The sequence below is a fragment of the Weizmannia sp. WK01 genome (assembly GCF_025905465.1).
Taxonomy (GTDB): Bacteria; Bacillota; Bacilli; order Bacillales; family Bacillaceae_C; genus Weizmannia; species Weizmannia faecalis.
Genome location: NZ_CP109616.1, coordinates 215,379 through 232,068, shown reverse-complemented (window position 1 = coordinate 232,068; position 16,690 = coordinate 215,379). Strand labels below are relative to the sequence as shown.

Genomic DNA, 16,690 nt, shown 5'->3' with positions numbered 1-16,690 from the left:
TATTTTTATTGGCAGCCCCCTCAAAGAAGAGGGGACGCTTTTATTAAAATGGAAACTCGTTGTCTTTCATTTCCTTAACTGACTGTTTTTCATTTTCTGTTTCCGGTTGCGGATCAGGTCCAACTTCTTCTTTCTTTTCTTCCGGTTCTGGATGATAATCAATTACTTCCGGCTCGTCATCCACTTCATCTGTTATGTCATGCGTTTCTCGTTCATCCTCAGTAACAGCAGTCTGCATTTCAACGCTCAGGATGCCCCATTTGCCGAGCATGTTCCGGATAACTGTCTTCATGGCCATTGCGTCATAATCGCTTTTCCAAACGTTATTAAGAGCTTTCTTGTCTTTCATTTTGTTGTGCCGGATCCGGTGCGCTTCGATCTCATCTTTGGTCCAATAAACTGTCTTCTCAAATCCGTTAATCAGCTTAAAATATCCGCAGTAGCCGACTACCTTATCGCTTGTGGCACCTTCCAGATCCAGTTCAATTTCTTCCGTCAATCGATTCCATTTCTTAAGCTCGCCTTCTCGGACTGCAATAACGTTTATTGCCTTATATTGTCCTGTCCTCAAAGCCAGCTGAATGTACCCTTTATAGCCAAGTTGAAACTGAGCTGCTTTATGGCCTTTCTTGCTATCATAGAATGGCACGATCCATGCATAACCCAGGTTCTTGTCCACCGGCAAATCAAGGCTTGCTGCAACCATGGCACTTGAAATAATACTCATTGGTTCGGCGGCCTGAATGTTTGGGTCACCGTTGTAAAGATTAAGCAGTGAAGACATAAACTGTGGCGCTTTCTTGTCCAGTACCTGCTCGAATTTCTTCTGCATCGTTGGGGTATTCAGCAGTGCCTTTAACCCCAGTGACTGGGCAGATACTTGTTTTGTTCCTTCCTGTTTGTTTGCAATTTGATTTTTTAGTGCTGCATTTGTAGCCATTACTTAACCTCCTTTACCGCAAATTTGCGGAATGATGTTTCTTTCAAAACCTGCTGGTAAATGTCTGGGAACTTTTCTCGTAACGCTTTGGAGTCAACCCGGTTTTGTACCTGCTTTTTCCAAGTGACAAGGTAATCACTTACCTGACCGATTTCAGCATCCTTCAATTCAGCCTTGATTTTGTTCTCGATCTCAGTTTTAGCTGTTTTGATGAGCTTCTCGTTTTCCTTTATCTTCAAGTATTCCTTCAAATAGGCATTAAAATCTTTGGGAAGAACAATCTCTTTATCCGGATCCGATTTAGCATATTTTTCAGCCAGGTACTTCTCGGCTGCGCTACTTCCGTCCAGTTTCGGGGCAACACCGGCCATCACATTGTTTTCCCAAAAGTTCTTTTCGGCTTCAAAAATCATGTTGATCAACTCTTCGTCACGCTCGATTTCCTTCCACACGAACCGGTTTCCGCCGATCAGCACGGCAATGTATCCTTTTTCCCGGCCTGTAACGCCCAAATAGTGCTGGACTTGGACAAGGTATGAGGCCGGAACCTCATCACCTGCCCACTCTTTCGCAAGATACGCGCTGGCTGTCTTACATTCCAGCACCGCAGACTCGCCGACCACCAATCTATCTACATTGCCACGGATAAAAGGATAATCTGGATGTTGATACATAAAGTTTGACCGGCGAACCTTTTTATCAGTGCGCTTTTCAAACTCCTTTGCCACGACATTCTCCATTTGATTTCCCCAATAAATTGCTTCACTGTCGATTTCTTTTGGCTCTACCTGGCCGGTTTTTTCAAGCCACAATTCAAATGCTGTGCGGTATTTATTTAGACCTAGAATTACGCCAGCATCGCTGCCGCCAATTCCCTTTGTGCGCTCTTGGAGCCATTCATACCGGCTCATTTCCTTTGTAGGAATGGTATTTTGATTCATCGCCATGTTTCTTCACCTCTTGATTTAGTTTTCAAAGACCTGTAAAATGTTTGTGATGGTTAATATTTGTGCGTTTCACTCCCTCGGCAAAGGGAGTTTTTTATTAGGCTGTGTAAAACTTCGCACCACAAACTTCTTCCAGATACAATTGAAGGTTATCTTGCAAAACGAGATCACCATCAATTTCAACTACTTCTTCGCCAAAAAAGATTTCATCACCGAAATAGTCGAAACCGAAAAACTCCGGGTCATTTCTCAGATCTCCATACCGGCGCATTCTTGTAATATCGGGGTGTTCAATTGTGTTCATAGTGTTATCAGTCCTTCCTGGCTTAAATCAAGCATGTAATGCTGTGAATATGAGTCTTCCGTTTCACCATCGAAAACAATTCCATACTTGAAAATAGAAGGATTATCATTGAAAATTGTTTTGCTCTTCCCATTCATCCAAACTGTGATACTGCAAATCCTTCCGTCACGGTACCAATCGATGCTGTGAACTTTGAATCGTTTCCCATTCACATTAAGCACTGGCTGTTTCATTCTTTTCACCCCTTCCAGCTTGAATTGCCAGGCACAACAAGATGTGCTTTTCAAAGCGATTCAGTTTAAGCCAATCACCTGTTTTAATTTTCATTTACTCGCCCCTTTCTTATTAAAAAATTTAAGCATATTAGTTCCTGTACTGAATCATTACGACAATCGAAACAATCAGAGAAAGAATAGAAACAATCCAACTAATAAAGGTTAAAATCATAAATTCACCTCCTTTTTTTGTCTAAAAGGCAAGCAAGGATTTGCACCTTGCAAGTGTCCAGACCCTAGCACCAGCTCTATGTCGGAATCGAACCGACTCGCAGCCTGACTCTCAGATTTTAGCGTCTACTATTCCGCCACTGCCTTTGGCCTGTCTCATCAGCACCGGGAGGCTATCTCCGGTGGACTAGGCGAGCATCACGCCTAGTTTCGACTTGATTTCTTGCTTATGATCTATCAGCCGGCTATGGTCATAATCTTTGATGATAATGACAGCGTCTGTGGTCTCAATAAACCACCCGTGACTGCGGCCAAACACTTTTTTAAAATAACGATTAACACTTGAATAGCTAATCCATTTCTTCTTCATTTCACACACCTCGCTGTATGTGGTATAATGAAAGAGCAAATTAACATGTATATAATTTCCTTCGTTAAAGGGTAGTTTGAAGCGCATCTTCTTACTGCTTTTCTTTTTGTCTAATTTCAACCAAGCCATTGACGATTGCTTTGATATAAATGTCATGAAAAGCTTCATCGTCGACGTTGATGTATTCGGACAATGCTTCCAGAATAATTTCAGCCTTTTCGTAAATATTCATTTCAGCCACTCCTCTAAAAGCCATCTGCCAATGATTACGGCCGGAACAAACCATCCCATGAATATGAGCTCACCCATTTTGTTGACCACCCAAAAATATAATTTTGTGAATATCAATGCCTTTTTCGATCAATTCACAAATCATGGCATTGATTCGGTCCTGCTGGATTTTCCGTTCTTTCAATCGCTTCAGCTCTGCGAGAGACCGGTTAAAATCAATCATTCGCATTTCTGCCATGTTGAGCTGCCCGAGTTCCAGTTCGGTTTCAGCTAAATGCAGGCATGTTTTACAGCATTTGTAATGCTCAATTGCTTTTGGCAAATCAACCGGCAAAAAATCTTCTTTGGTAATCATCAAATTCGCCTCTCACTTCGTAGTTTTCTAAGTACTTTCTTTGATTCTTCCATTACAGTAAAACCATAATCTCGTTCCAATATCATGAGCAGGTTGTCGATCGTTACCCGAGCCTCGATGAGCTCATGCATCATCCGTCGAACATCCTCCCGTTCGTCATTTGAGCATACGTTCGGAGGCTTGACCAAGGAAACTTCGTCGATGATACGGAGTGCATCCTTTATCTCTGCTTCTGCGATTTCTTCCAGAACCATACGGTGCCGTTCAACGTACGGTCCTCCCATAACCGGGCTTGCCAGTCCTTCCGAAAACTCGTGCAGGATTGATTGCTCGAATTCATAATTTTTATAGGTCTGTATGGCATGACGTGCGACATCTTTATTCATGGTACGCGTTCCTTTCGTTTGCTTGTTTACCAGTTCATATGACTGGTAAGTGTCTTGTGCGATTTGTTTCTGTGTTAGTCCTTCTTGTTGCAGAATCGCCAAGGCTTCTTGCACCTTTGCAGATTCTTTCATCAGTAGTTTCCCCCTGTACAAAGATCTTGTTTATTCTGGACATCAGAAAACAGTAAGATAAAACTAGAACGATGCAACACTGTTTTCCTGGGCAGCAATCCATTTATCGATTGATTCACGCGAAAAGAAGATGCGTTTCCTAACTCGGAAAAATGGGATCTGCTTTTCACGGACCATGGTATAAATTGTGTCTGGGTGAACACCTAAATAAGTTGCAACTTCTTGGACTGTTAGGGTGTTGTTACGCATTTAGACCACCACCTCAAATTCTTTGATCAGGAGTTCGGCAATTTTGATTTGACCCTTGCCAGTGATTAGAGGTGTTAGTTTTTCAACGTCTCCTTCTGTTCGGCTGACAACGGTTGGCTTTACAACAAACAACCCTTGTTCCAAATAAGTTTGTTTTGGATTGTTGTGTTCACGTCCGCCGGAGATGAGATATCCATGGGAACGTAGCCAAGCGAATAATTTGTTACGGCCGATGTTGATGCCGTGCTTGTCGTACAGCATTTTGGCAAATGCTCCGATACTGATTGCACCAGTTGAGTTTGAAACGACTTTTCCAAAACTTGTATACGGTAGGTCAGCTTTTTGCTGTTCGATCAATTGATTTCGTTCCTGCTCGGCCTTAACTCGTTTTGCTTTTTCTTCTTTGAGATTGGTAAGTAGCCCGATCAGGAAGTCAGGATCACTGATTGTTTTTTCGAGCGTTTCTGGTGTCATGTATGCGCCATGTTTTCGGATGGACGGGATAACCTCATGGGTAATCCAACGTTTGAATTCTTTGGCTTCAGGTTTGCGGCTGCGGAGTATTGCTGAATATAGTCCTGACTCGCTTATGGCAATAGCTCCCCGTTTAAAACCTTCTAATTGAAGGTTTTGCTTTTCATCATCGTCTAAATGCTGGCACATCGAAAAAGCATCTTTAAATTCCAAAATACTTGCTACATCTTTTGCAACAAACCATGGTTCGCCATCTTTTAAAATGGTGCGAACTTCATTTTGTTTAAAATTGAAGACTTGCAATGAGTTCAATTAACAAACCTCCTTCTTTGTTTGAGAATCTTGTACTTTTTTGCCGAATAAATAATCGACATCTTTATCAAGAATCTCAGATAATTTTATTGCCATTTTTAAAGGTGGGTTAGAATATCCGGTTTCCCAATTGCTAACGGCTTGCTTACTGCATCCAAGCTTCTCTGCTAATTCACTTTGGCTTAGATTCTTCCGGTGGCGTGCCTTAGCAAGGCGTTCATTTCTCAAGCTATCCCCTCCTGTCGTATGAGAATCTTGAACTTTATATCCCCATTATAGTACAAGTTTCTTGTATGTCAATAGAAAAATATGATTTTCTTGTACTTTTATTTAAAGATCCTGTTTTTGCTGTACAATAAACTTGTACATAAATGGAAGTGGTGATTAAGGTGCTAGCGAAACGGCTCCGTCAGGCACGAAAAAACAAAAAACTTACCCAAGAACAACTTGCCCACTTAGTCAAGACAACCAAGGGAACCATAAGTAACTATGAAAATGAATATAGTACACCATCTAATGAAATGCTTAAGGATCTTGCTAAAGCATTAGACGTTACAACCGATTATTTATTAGGTCGGTCTAGTGATCTCCCGAAACTGACAGAAAAAGACGAAAAAGACATTGCAAAAAAAATGGAAAGCATCCTGGAAGAAATGGACTCCGACACGGCGCTAGCATTCGACGGGGAACCAATGGATGAGGAAACAAGAGAACTTGTGCGAGCCGCAATTGAAAGCAACCTTCGCCTGACTAAGCAAATCGCAAAGAAAAAATTCACTCCGAAGAAATATCGCAAAGATCCAGATGATGAAGCTTAGGGGTGAAGGATTATGGATTGGTTAAAAGAGATTGTTAATAAAGAAATAAAAAAGCACAGAACAAACAATCCATTTGAGATTGCTGATCACAAAAATATTATCATAAGATATTTCCCTTTAGGCAATACTCTAGGCTTTTATATGAAAAATGTCAGACAACAGGTAATTACGATCAATTGTGACATAGATGACTATTTAATGATGTTTGTCTGTGCTCATGAACTTGGACATGCTATCTTACACCCTAATGAAAACACGCCATTTCTTCATAAAAACACATTGTTTTCAAAGGCAAAAATCGAACGCGAAGCAAATGAATTCGCTGTCAATCTGCTTTTATACAATAAAAATATGCAAGATTACGAAACTAAGTTCGATGTACTCCGAGAAAATGGCATTCCTTATGAAATGGAACGTTTTTTATAGATGAAAAATGGTACTTTTTTCCTGCAATTATACTTACATGAAAAGTCAGCATTCTCTAAATAGAAATTATTTATATACAATACTTTTAAGGAGGAAATTACTTTGGCTTTTTTCAACACATCTGCAGAAGACAGGTACAAAAAGCAAATACAGGAATTTCTATTCGATGGGGAAACAATCGAGCATGTTTATGGTCTAGCCATTGATTTTGTTGCTTTGACAAATAAACGTCTGATTTTTGTTGACCAATCCTTGCTTGGTAAAGAAACAGGAGTTGTATCCATTCCCTATTCCCGTATTGATGAAATTGGGATCGTAAAGGATAAGTTTTGGTCTATGTCCGATAAAATTATGATTACCACAAAGCACGATAAGCATGAATTAAAGCTACTACAAGGGAAAGATGAGGCATTGAAGTTTTATAACACTCTTGCTAAATACATATGCTGATTTCATAATTGTGCGTAATCTCATAAAGAGATTAATATAAAAATATTTTACAGGGGGAATTTTAATGGCAAGTCCGGTTGCAGCAAGTCAGAATTTAGAATCACATTTTGATGGGGGGTTAGCACAGTACATCGGTTATTGCATTTTAGGATTTTTGGTAACGGTTTGTACACTGGGGATCTGCTACCCATGGTCTTTTACTATGATTTATAGTTGGAAAACCAAACACACCGTTGTAGAAGGCCGGCGCTTGAGTTTCGATGGTACAGCAGTCCAGTTGTTTGGAAACTGGATTAAATGGTGGTTTTTCTGCGTGATCACACTAGGAATATATAGCTTTTGGTTATTTATCGCTTTAGAAAAATGGAAAGCAAAACATACGCATTTTGCAAATTAATTTAGGGGGTTCAAGAAATGAAAAAGGGAGGAACCGGTTGCCTGGGATTTATTATTGTTTTATTTTTAATTGGTTTGGCAATCCAGGCAGTAAAATTTGTATTTACTCACATCTACGGCATCTTTCTGATATTGGCATTAGTTTCTCTTGTTTTAATATTTGTAGGTCTGTTCAAACCAAACGTTGCCTTTTGGTCAAAGAAGAAGACAAAGAAATCCGCTGGGATCGGATATCTTATCCTTACTATTGTATTTTTTATTCTTTTTGGAATTTCAGCCCCAAATCAAGATACAGCTACTAAAAAGAGCAATGTCGATACACAAACAGCATCGTCTAAAGTACAAGATGAAGATAAAGATAAAGCTGATGCTCCATCATCTAGTAAAAAATCAGACGAATCTAAGACGGAAGATAACGGTAACAAGAAAGATGATAGTAAAAAGACTGAAGACGACGCTTCAAATTCCAGCAAAGCAAGCACAACTGCTGCAACAGCTGATAAAAAAGAAACAAGCAAATCAAGTTCCAGCACAAATACGACTAAAAAGCCGGCATCATCATCTAATCAACAAGCTGTTACATTAGTCGAGACGGTTGATGGTGACACAATAAAGGTAAACTACAATGGGAAAGTTGAAACGGTGCGGTACCTGTTGGTTGACACGCCAGAGGAAAAGAAACCAGGAACATGTGTACAGCCGTTTGCGGAAAGTGCCTATAACAAAAACAAGCAGCTGGTTAATAGTGGCAAGCTGACACTCGAATTTGAAACCAACGGTGATAAATATGATAAATATGGTCGGTTGCTGGCCTATGTTTATGTCAACGGAAAATCAGTCCAGGAAGAATTACTGAAAGGCGGATACGCCCGGGTAGCTTACATTTATAACCCACCATACAAGTATCTCTCAAAATATGAAAGTGATGAAAATGCTGCTAAAAGCAGGCACCTCAATATATGGTCAGATAGTGGATTTGTAACTGATTCTGGATTCAATGGGTGTGCAAAGGCATCGGCAGGAACAAGCACAGCTTCCAGTAGATCAAGTTCCAGCACAACGAGGCATTCAACGAGTTCTGGATCTTCAAATAGTTCAAGTTCATCGGCTACAAGTGCTCCCGCTTCTTCCGGGGCAACAGAAATTTTTGCAAACTGTACCGAGTTGAGAAAAAAATATCCAAACGGAGTGCCGAAAGGACACCCTGCTTATCAAGAAAAGATGGACCGGGATCACGACAATTATGCATGTGAAAGATAAGAAAGGCCCTGAGGGGCTTTTCTTTAGAACTAAAGAAGAACATACGTACTTAATTTTCTGTACAATGTCAATGAGTTTTTTGTACAAAATGGAGGTAAATGAATATGGCAAGTATACAAAAACGTGGCGCAAACTCTTTTCTACTTGTTGTTGAGATTGGATATAGTGCGAAGGGAAAACGCCTAAAAAGAACAAAAACAATCCATGTTAATGATCCGCAGTTATTAAAGAAAAAGAAAAAACTCAATGAGTATTTAAATGATGAACTGACAAAATTTAAAATTGAAGTGGAAGCCGGGGAATATATTGCACCTGAAAAAATGGTACTATCTGAGTTTGTAAAGGAATGGGAGAAAAAATATGCAAAAGAAGCCCTGTCAGGTGGCACTTTAAATAATTATCTGAGCAACTTTAAAAACCATATAGAACCGGTGCTTGGTGACCTTAGGCTAGACCAAATCAAAACAATACACATCGTAAACCTTTTGAATAATCTAAAGCGCACCGATGGAAATGGGGAAAGCTCAATCCACGTCAAACAATATACATACCGGGTGATAAGGAACATCATGAGCCGTGCTTACGAATGGAAGCTGGTAAAAAACAATCCGGTAGACGGTGTGAAAAAGCCACGAAATAAGGATGAGGAAATGCACAAAGTTAATGTGTATGACGAGGAAGAAGTGGAACAACTTTTTTTAGCTGTACAATCTGAGCCGATCCATTGGCGGATCTTTACTTCCCTCGCATTGGCCGGCGGGCTGCGGAAAGGCGAATTATTAGGGCTTGAAGTCTCGAAAATAAACTTTGACGAGCAGACAATTGAGATTGACCAGACCATTGTAATGGGAGAAAATAATAAACCCGAAATCAAGTCAACTAAAACTAAAAAGTCGGCACGCCTTGTCTCGTTGCCTAAAACCGTTATGGATGAGCTAAAGTTTTATGTAAAGTATCTTGAAAAAGAAAAGGAAAAAATGGGCGATGCATATGAGCAAGAACACCAATGGCTGTTTTGTAACGAATACGGTCATCATCTTTATCCGACGACACCAAGCAAATGGTGGTCCCGATTTGTTAAAAAAGCTGGAGTAAGGCATATCCGCCTGCACGATCTGCGACATACTTCGGCTACGCTTCTAATTAACCAGGGTGTGCATGCTAAAATTATATCAGAAAGACTTGGGCATGCTGATATCGGTATTACGATGGATACTTACGGCCACGCGCTCCGAACTGCGGATAAGTCGGCAGCTGAAAAATTGGATACTATTTTCCGGTCAAAAAGCCAAAAAGAATCAAACCGTCAACAATCCGTCAACAAGTCATAAATTGTGCTTCCGTGAGCTACAATTTATTGAAAAGCAAAAAACGCTCAAACCCTTTTATATCAAGAGGTTTGAGCGTTTAAACTTTAAGCGGAAGACGGGACTCGAACCCGCGACCCACACCTTGGGAAGGTGTTAGGCAATTTAGGAACTCGATGGAAATGAATCGAAAACCATTGGTATAAGTGGATTTTAAAAATTAGTTATCTGATTTTATGGGGAGTAAAATGGTCAACAATGATGAATTTCGTCAACAATTCGTCAACAACTCAAAAGATGACAGCCAGCCAGCTGTATTGAGTAGAAAAAAGAGCAGGTGAAAGCCTGCTCTTTTTTGCAGGCATAATATAGGGGGGTATTTCCTGCATTATGATCGGACAATTAGAAATAAGCGCCTGCGACATAATTATAAGAAAATTGGCTTATTTCGTCTATATCTCCCCTGAAAAAAATTTTTGGGGATTTTTTATTTTTTTGTGTAAAACTCTAGCAGCAGAGTTAATGCTTGGGAAACAAGATAGGCCCCCGCAAATGCGAGGGCTTTTGTTTTGTCCTGGTGAGCTATTAGCTTGTCCAAATTACGCTTATTTTACACGCAATTTTTGGCCAGGATAAATGACATATTTGCTATTCAACTTATTCCAGGCCTTTATCTTGGAGATTGTGGACCCATATTTTTCGGCCAACTCCGAAACAGTATCCCCACTTCTTACGGTTACATATTTCGTGCTTCCGACAGCCACGGATCCGGAAATCTTAATCTTTTGTCCAACGTAAATCCTGTTTGCATTTTTAATACCGTTTAATTTTTGCAGGGTTGCGACGCTTGTGCCGTATTTTGCCGCGATCCCGCTTAACGTATCTCCACGCTTAACCGTGTACGTTTTAGCTGGAACCTTGCTGGATGTCGTCAGCTTGCTGTTTGTGGTGTTCACTTTCGCCGGCTTAACACCAGATTTAAGCTTGCTTAATAGTGCCAAATTTTGAGCTGCAGTACCTGAATAATTGTTGATGCCGTACTGCTTGGCCAACTTAACTCGGGCGCTGAACGTTGAGCTCTTCCCCTTGGATTTTAGATAATCGACCAGGCTTAAGGACCCGATTTTTTTGACCACGCCTGTGCTGGTTGCGTTGTCGACTTTAGCAACGTTTGTGTACTTACCGGCATAGTCCTGGCTCACGTCAAAGTAGCCGGGAATGCCAGTAAACTTGTAAGTGCTTGACCACTGCCAAGCCCCTTTTTGCCCATTGTACCAGGCTGGTGTCGGCTGTCCAGTTTCCGGGTATAATGGATACCTGGCTAACCACGGCTGCGAGATTGATAGATTTGATGGCTGCAGTTCTGTATTATAAAAGGATGACCCCGTGTACAAGTCAATTTTGCTATACCCAAGTGATTTCATCTCGGTAACAAATGCATTTGTAACTTTGGTTAGTTCTGCAGCACTAAGGCTTTTTAACGAGCTGTCTTCAACGTCAACTACAACATAGCCATCCTTTGTTTTGTCAAATCCCACCAATTTCAGTTTCTTGTCAAACCACCGTGCCTCTAACTTCGCGTCAGCAACGGTTTTTGCTCTAAAGTAATGATAAGCATGCACAGCCATACCCGCCTGCTTTGCGTTGGCAATATTTACGCTGGCTGCCGGATCCACATAAGACTGTCCTTCGCTAACTTTAACGACAACTGCATTGATTTTTCCGGATTTCATTGTCTGGTAGAAACTTAACGGCAGGCCCTGTTCTGCGTTATGATGGCTGACGTCGATAAAATCCACACTCGGCGTCGCGGCATAAGTATTCGGCGCAAAAGAAAACGCCAGCCCTGCAGAGAGGGTCAGCGCGCCGATTGTTTTCGTGATCTTATTCAACTTTACCACTCCTTATTTTGTAGTTGCTGTCGATTTTGTTTCTTCTTCTGTAGACGCAATACCTGCATTTTGTGCCGCCAATACTTGTGCTACGACAGCTTTAATCTTTTCCCTTTCTGCATCCTCGCTTGTTGCCTGTTCCTGGGCATAGTCGACAGCAACCACAGTTGCTTTTTCCTTCGCCCGTTTTGTGAGATAAGTATTCACGATTGTTGCAAAAGATCCAACAAATAGAGTACCAACGGCCATGACAACCGTAACATAAGCATTGATTGAATTGGCCGTTAGCCATTTATAATGGATATTGAGGATGGCTAATGCCCCCATGAGAGCAGTTAGCACCCCACCAAGATTTGTTGAGAATTGCTTCCACCAGTCTGAATCTGACAAATATTTCATCATTTTAACCATCTCCTCTTATTGTATTGCTGCATAAAAAATAGCCACGGCCCCACTAATGAAGGCAACAATGATTGCCGCCGTAATCGTGTGCCGTAGCCATTTTGTATCGCCTTTAATTTCTTTTAAGTCATCACGGATGTTACTGATTTGCTGATCTTGCAGTTTATCATTCGTTTTCAGTTCTGATATATCCGCCTTAATTCTTTCTTGATCAAGTTTCATGTTATTTTGTTCTGACTTGATTGCATCAATATCTTTCTGTATTGTCTCTTTCCAGATATCAACCTTCTCCGCCTCCAATGGATCCACACCCCCGTTCTTTGTTTCTCTATCGATTTTCGATCCGCCTCCTTAATTTGAGCATAAGAAAAAGCACCCCATTGGGAGTGCTTAAAATACTATTTTTAATTGTCACGTTACCGCGCAGTTTGATCCTACTGTTTAATTTTTTGATTAGAAAAATACGACTTCAATATGCTAAACCATATGTTATATCCATTGTCGTTAGGGTGGATTCCATCCGAAAGCAAATTCTTATAATTCAACCCTTCTTGCATCACCTTTGATTTGTAGGTGTCGTAAACATCAACGTAATTCCAATTCTGTGTTTTTGCGTAGTCTGTAATTTTTCTATTGAAATCATCATAAGCATATTGATCATAATTTCGATATGCTAACTTCTCGATTTCATGCGAGTTTTGAACAATTATTAAAGAATTTGGTAATGCTTTTCTTATCTTATTATAAATTTCTTTACTTTCCGTTTCTGTTTGCGAAGCTGATATACCATGGTCGAAGTTATTTATAGTCGTAATCTCGAAAATAACCAAATCCGGTTTATCTTTAACTATTGCGTCTACCTTCTTTTCCTTTAATAATCGAGTTGTTGTATATCCGCCGTATCCGTGATTTTTTAGTATAATTTGAGTACTTGTTCTCCCTTCTAAGTATGTTTGCAACAACCCATTCCAATTTTTTTCTTCAGTAGAAGCTCCGGCGCCTTTTGTAACGCTACTACCCAAAACAGCCATAGTGATACCAGTATCTCCGTTTTTATATGCCCTGTAATTTATCCAATCAACCGCACTTCTGTACTCATTGTCTGCAAGTTCTTTCTCAATAGAATGTTGCTCATTATTATATTTATCTGAAGCTTCAGCTATTGTGCTTGTAATTTTATTATCGTAATAAACATATCCAAAACCTATTGCTAAAATACATACTAAAAAAGCTATAATAACACTTAAAGCTTTATTCACAAAAATATTCCCCCCTTATAAAATCCTATAGTTATTATACAGTTTTCAGGGGAAAATTCAATAAAAATTTTAAAAGTTTATTTTATTAATATCTTTAAACGTCTTCTGCATTAGAAAATTCATGTATCGCTTTTAACTGAGAATAACCATTAGCAAAAACATCAGTCCCTACGTACGGAAATGAATATGCCCTTTTGAACAGGACTGGACTCCCGATGTTAGCAGCTTCTTGAGAGCTGTATGCACTAACAATATACAGGACGAATTCAGAGTTACCTTGAAAAGATTCGATTTTATAATAAACATTCTCGGCGACAAGCCCGTTTTCGAGTTCAACGCTATGTTTCAATAAGCCCATTTTTAATCCTCCTATGGTAATGTAATAACATTTCTGTTTAGTTTTACCTCAGATCCATCGAATGAAATCCACTGGGTCCCGCTAGCTGGTGCGATCAGATTTTCGACTTTTACTGACCCGTCTACCCCTATTAAAAGTACGCCTCCTCCCCCTCTAGTTCCGACTTGCAAAAATGTTGCAGTTGCTAAAGTTATAGGAAGTGTGAAAAGAAGAGTACCTGGCGTTGTTGTTCCACCGGTAATAACGCCTCTAAGTTTCAGTGAGCCGTTTTCTATCCAATACCCAGGCGTCCGGAAATCGTTCAAGGCCGACCATCCGTTTTGTAAACTCCCTGTAAGAGGTGAGGGCTCTGGTTGAGCATATAACAACTTCAAAGCTCTAGGGAACACAGTTTCATAAATAATATCAGCGATCCAAATATTCATAATTTCTTTAGGATGGATGCTGCTTGACCCACCATAAGCGCTATCCATATAGTCAAAAGCATTCCGACTTGACTGCAGGTATGCATAAGTATCGATAAAACAACACTGAAATTCTCTTGCTAGTCTTTTTAGCCCATTAACCATGCTTTCATACCAAACCTCGTCTCTACCATGTGCTGTATCGCTTGTAGAGTTTGGCATCATTAGCACAACTGACATTTGGGCATATGTTTTATTGCTCCGGATCGTTTGTAGCCCAGTCCTCATATTTTTCATGTAATCATCTAAATCTGAGCCCATAGCTGGGTCGTTAATTCCCCAGCGAATGATCATCAAATCTGGAGCAAAAGCAAGATCATCACTAAGGTAATCATTTATCCAATTCCACGATGTCTTTCCAGATTGACCGCGATTGACAACACTGACATTATAAAATCCATCGTTTTTCGCCAAAGTTGCGATTAAATCGGTAATTTTATATCCGCTCAATAAGCCGATACCTTCGGTAGTACTATCCCCAGTCATTACGATTTTTGTACTACTCCCGGACGCTATCCTACGATGGTAATAAGATAAATATTCCTGTCCAAAAACTAGGCGATTATATTTGTCGGCATATGAGTTGTACAAATAACCGTCAGACTGTCTTACTATTTTCAATGTGTCAGAAGAGTCAAAACCGTATGGAGCTTCAAGACTGGTGACAATTGCTTTGCCTACTCCGTAAAGTTTTTTCCCAGAAGCAATTGCTTGATTGATATAACCAGTATCGTTCGATGACCCATCAAGGGCCGCCCCCAATTCTTTTGGATATACCCCAGTTTCCGCCAACTGCGCGGTAACACTTTGGTTTTCTGCGTCCAACCTTTGCTTTAAAGTCGTGTAATTTGTCCCGTCTGCCCCAACCCTTGCCTGTGCTGCCTCTGGGCTGCTGTCGCCGTCCGCGACAAGATTATTCACCTGGGCTTGGATGTTATCTGCTCGGTCTTTATGCTCTTGCATGTCGTCCGCAATATCTCCATGGATCTTGTTTAATAAATTGCGAAATGCCCTTGTTGTCGTGACTCCAATTTTTTCATATGGCCATCGCATTATGCCTCGCCCCCACTTTCCACATATGGTGTAGTTGATAAAGTTCCATCATCAGCAACAGTAAGCACAAATTTATTACCGTTTGGAGATACTATAATTTTGTCTTGCTTTTGGTCTAGTGCTGCTTGCATAGCTGTGCTTATTGGTTTGTCCATATCTGCCGTATTATCGACATAATTCAAACCAACATCCGATTTATTTACCATTACATCACCGGTTTTCCCGTTGACGCTTGTAACCGGATAATTAATCTGCTCTGACACAGCGTCAGACAGCCCATTTACTGCCTGTGCGTGCGTACGTGGGTAAAATGTATTTCCATCAGGATCCTGCAGGGATCTGATATTAGTCATTGACTTCACCTTCCACGGTTCCGATTCTTACAGCTGTTGCATTTACAGCCCCTGCCATTGTAAGCGCCTCAGATGCCTTTTTCTCTACGCCGGCAAATGATGACGCCGTTTTTGTCAGCTTGGCCAGCACATCTTCTGCCTTTTTCTGCCGCGTACCAAATGTATAGGCAGGGGACTTATTCGGGTTGTTGTAATCGTCAACCTCCGTAATTCTTAGTTCGAGATCAATACCAAACGGCTCAATTGTTACAAAGCAGTAGTCACCCTTACGGACATCTTGCACGCCAAGACTAGCCAGTTGCAGCGCAGTCAATGTGATAGTAATTGGTATGGAGTCTGTCAATTGTGATTTTATATATGCCAGTAGACTGTCGTGTTGCGTAAACCGATCATCCCTAATAGGAGTTGCATGCCTAATGCCATAAGTCGCGGCCAATGGACTCGTATACTCCGCTGTTGTTACGTAGCTTCCGTTATCATTTTGCTTACCAAACCCGCGGATATACGTGCAGAGGTTCGTCGTGTCGATTTGCATCTGCGGATCCTGGACGTTCATGCGGTATCGAAATTGATTGTCGGTATGTCGAGACAGTTCTTTTGCAATTTTAAATACCTTGCCATTTATCTCGTATTCGCAAGCAAATTTTTCTATTGCATCCTGAAAAAGCGCAGAAGAATTGTTATCCCCAAAGTTTTCGACCTCAACCGATTTATCAAGTCCGGTAGAATCAATTTCAACCGAATAGCCTGTCCCCTTTAACGCAAAATCACAAAGCTGTTTCAGCGAATAGGTTCCAGTCAGCGTGTCATAAATGTAATTCGCGATTAAATCCTCATAAAAACGGTGCTCAGCTGTAAACGTCTTTACTGTCCGCCGGCCTTTTGTTGACTGTGTAAGATTTTTAATGACATATTCGTCATCTCCATAGATCACGTAATTCTCGTTCATCAGCAGCGCAAATGCATCCTGTCCCCTCTCCGTTAGTCGCGCCGTGACATCGAGTGTTTTCTCGCCGTTAACGGTGTTTTTCCGCGTGATTTCTGCATCAAGGATCATTTCTTCCTGTCCAGTTGTCAGTGAACGTACAAATGCATCCATAAAGTCA

Annotated in this window: 24 protein-coding genes and 1 other RNA gene; 6 read left to right on the top strand and 19 right to left on the bottom strand. The window is 40.7% G+C overall.

All coding sequences use genetic code 11. The features are described from left to right. Positions 1 to 43: 43 nt before the first annotated feature. The 11 genes from OF158_RS01215 to OF158_RS01165 all read right to left on the bottom strand — a co-directional run bounded on the left by OF158_RS01215 (position 44) and on the right by OF158_RS01165 (position 5,374). Entirely contained in the window at positions 44 to 940 is an 897-nt protein-coding gene (locus tag OF158_RS01215) for a recombinase RecT (protein ID WP_035182880.1), read from the bottom strand. Then, positions 940 to 1,887 carry a YqaJ viral recombinase family nuclease gene (locus tag OF158_RS01210; RefSeq protein ID WP_088775933.1) on the bottom strand — a complete coding sequence of 316 codons (948 nt, stop codon included), beginning with the start codon at positions 1,885 to 1,887 and terminating at the stop codon, positions 940 to 942. The genes OF158_RS01215 and OF158_RS01210 overlap by 1 nt, the downstream gene beginning before the upstream one ends. 97 nt (positions 1,888 to 1,984) lie before the next feature. Continuing rightward, a complete protein-coding gene (locus OF158_RS01205; protein WP_052042129.1) occupies positions 1,985 to 2,191 on the bottom strand; it encodes a YqaI family protein in 207 nt (68 codons plus the stop codon). Further along, entirely contained in the window at positions 2,188 to 2,424 is a 237-nt protein-coding gene (locus OF158_RS01200; RefSeq protein ID WP_035182881.1) for a hypothetical protein, read from the bottom strand. Before OF158_RS01200 ends, OF158_RS01205 begins: the two co-directional genes overlap by 4 nt. A 358-nt stretch (positions 2,425 to 2,782) precedes the next feature. After that, positions 2,783 to 2,853, bottom strand: an RNA gene (locus tag OF158_RS01195) — hammerhead ribozyme type II. A 245-nt stretch (positions 2,854 to 3,098) separates the two neighbouring features. Continuing rightward, positions 3,099 to 3,239 carry a hypothetical protein gene (locus tag OF158_RS01190; protein WP_155375947.1) on the bottom strand — a complete coding sequence of 47 codons (141 nt, stop codon included), beginning with the start codon at positions 3,237 to 3,239 and terminating at the stop codon, positions 3,099 to 3,101. 69 nt (positions 3,240 to 3,308) lie between these two features. Further along, on the bottom strand, positions 3,309 to 3,593 hold the full coding sequence (locus OF158_RS01185; RefSeq protein ID WP_035182885.1) for a hypothetical protein: 285 nt from the start codon (positions 3,591 to 3,593) through the stop codon (positions 3,309 to 3,311). Beyond that, entirely contained in the window at positions 3,593 to 4,111 is a 519-nt protein-coding gene (locus OF158_RS01180; protein WP_035182887.1) for a hypothetical protein, read from the bottom strand. Before OF158_RS01180 ends, OF158_RS01185 begins: the two co-directional genes overlap by 1 nt. Before the next feature lie 63 nt (positions 4,112 to 4,174). After that, the gene (locus OF158_RS01175; protein WP_035182888.1) at positions 4,175 to 4,360 is read right to left on the bottom strand and encodes a helix-turn-helix domain-containing protein; all 186 of its coding nucleotides are present in this window, start codon (positions 4,358 to 4,360) and stop codon (positions 4,175 to 4,177) included. Next, entirely contained in the window at positions 4,361 to 5,146 is a 786-nt protein-coding gene (locus OF158_RS01170) for a BRO family protein (RefSeq protein WP_035182890.1), read from the bottom strand. Further along, on the bottom strand, positions 5,147 to 5,374 hold the full coding sequence (locus OF158_RS01165; RefSeq protein ID WP_035182893.1) for a helix-turn-helix domain-containing protein: 228 nt from the start codon (positions 5,372 to 5,374) through the stop codon (positions 5,147 to 5,149). It abuts the gene before it with no gap. 161 nt (positions 5,375 to 5,535) lie between these two features. On the opposite strand from OF158_RS01165, the gene OF158_RS01160 reads away from it, so the two are divergent. The 6 genes from OF158_RS01160 to OF158_RS01130 all read left to right on the top strand — a co-directional run bounded on the left by OF158_RS01160 (position 5,536) and on the right by OF158_RS01130 (position 9,827). Next, positions 5,536 to 5,964 (top strand): helix-turn-helix domain-containing protein, encoded by a 429-nt coding sequence (locus OF158_RS01160; protein ID WP_035182898.1) that lies wholly within the window; start codon positions 5,536 to 5,538, stop codon positions 5,962 to 5,964. Between the two features lie 12 nt (positions 5,965 to 5,976). Continuing rightward, a complete protein-coding gene (locus tag OF158_RS01155; RefSeq protein ID WP_052042130.1) occupies positions 5,977 to 6,390 on the top strand; it encodes an ImmA/IrrE family metallo-endopeptidase in 414 nt (137 codons plus the stop codon). A 102-nt stretch (positions 6,391 to 6,492) separates the two neighbouring features. After that, on the top strand, positions 6,493 to 6,840 hold the full coding sequence (locus OF158_RS01150; RefSeq protein WP_035182902.1) for a PH domain-containing protein: 348 nt from the start codon (positions 6,493 to 6,495) through the stop codon (positions 6,838 to 6,840). A 64-nt stretch (positions 6,841 to 6,904) separates the two neighbouring features. Then, a complete protein-coding gene (locus tag OF158_RS01145; protein WP_035182903.1) occupies positions 6,905 to 7,237 on the top strand; it encodes a YjgN family protein in 333 nt (110 codons plus the stop codon). A gap of 17 nt (positions 7,238 to 7,254) precedes the next feature. After that, positions 7,255 to 8,496: a thermonuclease family protein gene (locus tag OF158_RS17555; protein ID WP_080738156.1), complete on the top strand. Its 1,242-nt coding sequence runs from the start codon at positions 7,255 to 7,257 to the stop codon at positions 8,494 to 8,496. A gap of 98 nt (positions 8,497 to 8,594) precedes the next feature. Next, positions 8,595 to 9,827, top strand: a complete 1,233-nt coding sequence (locus OF158_RS01130; protein WP_264302932.1) for a tyrosine-type recombinase/integrase — start codon at positions 8,595 to 8,597, stop codon at positions 9,825 to 9,827. Positions 9,828 to 10,408: 581 nt separating this feature from the next. Here the strand turns inward: OF158_RS01130 and OF158_RS01125 are convergent. The 8 genes from OF158_RS01125 to OF158_RS01090 all read right to left on the bottom strand — a co-directional run bounded on the left by OF158_RS01125 (position 10,409) and on the right by OF158_RS01090 (position 16,683). Then, entirely contained in the window at positions 10,409 to 11,695 is a 1,287-nt protein-coding gene (locus OF158_RS01125; protein WP_048339792.1) for a LysM peptidoglycan-binding domain-containing protein, read from the bottom strand. Positions 11,696 to 11,707: 12 nt separating this feature from the next. Continuing rightward, positions 11,708 to 12,097, bottom strand: a complete 390-nt coding sequence (locus tag OF158_RS01120; protein ID WP_035182820.1) for a hypothetical protein — start codon at positions 12,095 to 12,097, stop codon at positions 11,708 to 11,710. A 15-nt stretch (positions 12,098 to 12,112) separates the two neighbouring features. Beyond that, positions 12,113 to 12,397: a hemolysin XhlA family protein gene (locus OF158_RS01115; protein ID WP_035182823.1), complete on the bottom strand. Its 285-nt coding sequence runs from the start codon at positions 12,395 to 12,397 to the stop codon at positions 12,113 to 12,115. Between the two features lie 134 nt (positions 12,398 to 12,531). Continuing rightward, entirely contained in the window at positions 12,532 to 13,356 is an 825-nt protein-coding gene (locus OF158_RS01110; RefSeq protein ID WP_035182826.1) for an SGNH/GDSL hydrolase family protein, read from the bottom strand. A 94-nt stretch (positions 13,357 to 13,450) separates the two neighbouring features. Then, a complete protein-coding gene (locus OF158_RS01105; protein WP_035182828.1) occupies positions 13,451 to 13,714 on the bottom strand; it encodes a hypothetical protein in 264 nt (87 codons plus the stop codon). An 11-nt stretch (positions 13,715 to 13,725) separates the two neighbouring features. Beyond that, the gene (locus tag OF158_RS01100) at positions 13,726 to 15,231 is read right to left on the bottom strand and encodes a GDSL-type esterase/lipase family protein (RefSeq protein ID WP_035182831.1); all 1,506 of its coding nucleotides are present in this window, start codon (positions 15,229 to 15,231) and stop codon (positions 13,726 to 13,728) included. After that, a complete protein-coding gene (locus tag OF158_RS01095; RefSeq protein ID WP_035182834.1) occupies positions 15,231 to 15,584 on the bottom strand; it encodes a hypothetical protein in 354 nt (117 codons plus the stop codon). Before OF158_RS01095 ends, OF158_RS01100 begins: the two co-directional genes overlap by 1 nt. Continuing rightward, a complete protein-coding gene (locus OF158_RS01090) occupies positions 15,577 to 16,683 on the bottom strand; it encodes a phage tail protein (protein WP_052042118.1) in 1,107 nt (368 codons plus the stop codon). The genes OF158_RS01095 and OF158_RS01090 overlap by 8 nt, the downstream gene beginning before the upstream one ends. Positions 16,684 to 16,690 lie beyond the last annotated feature (7 nt).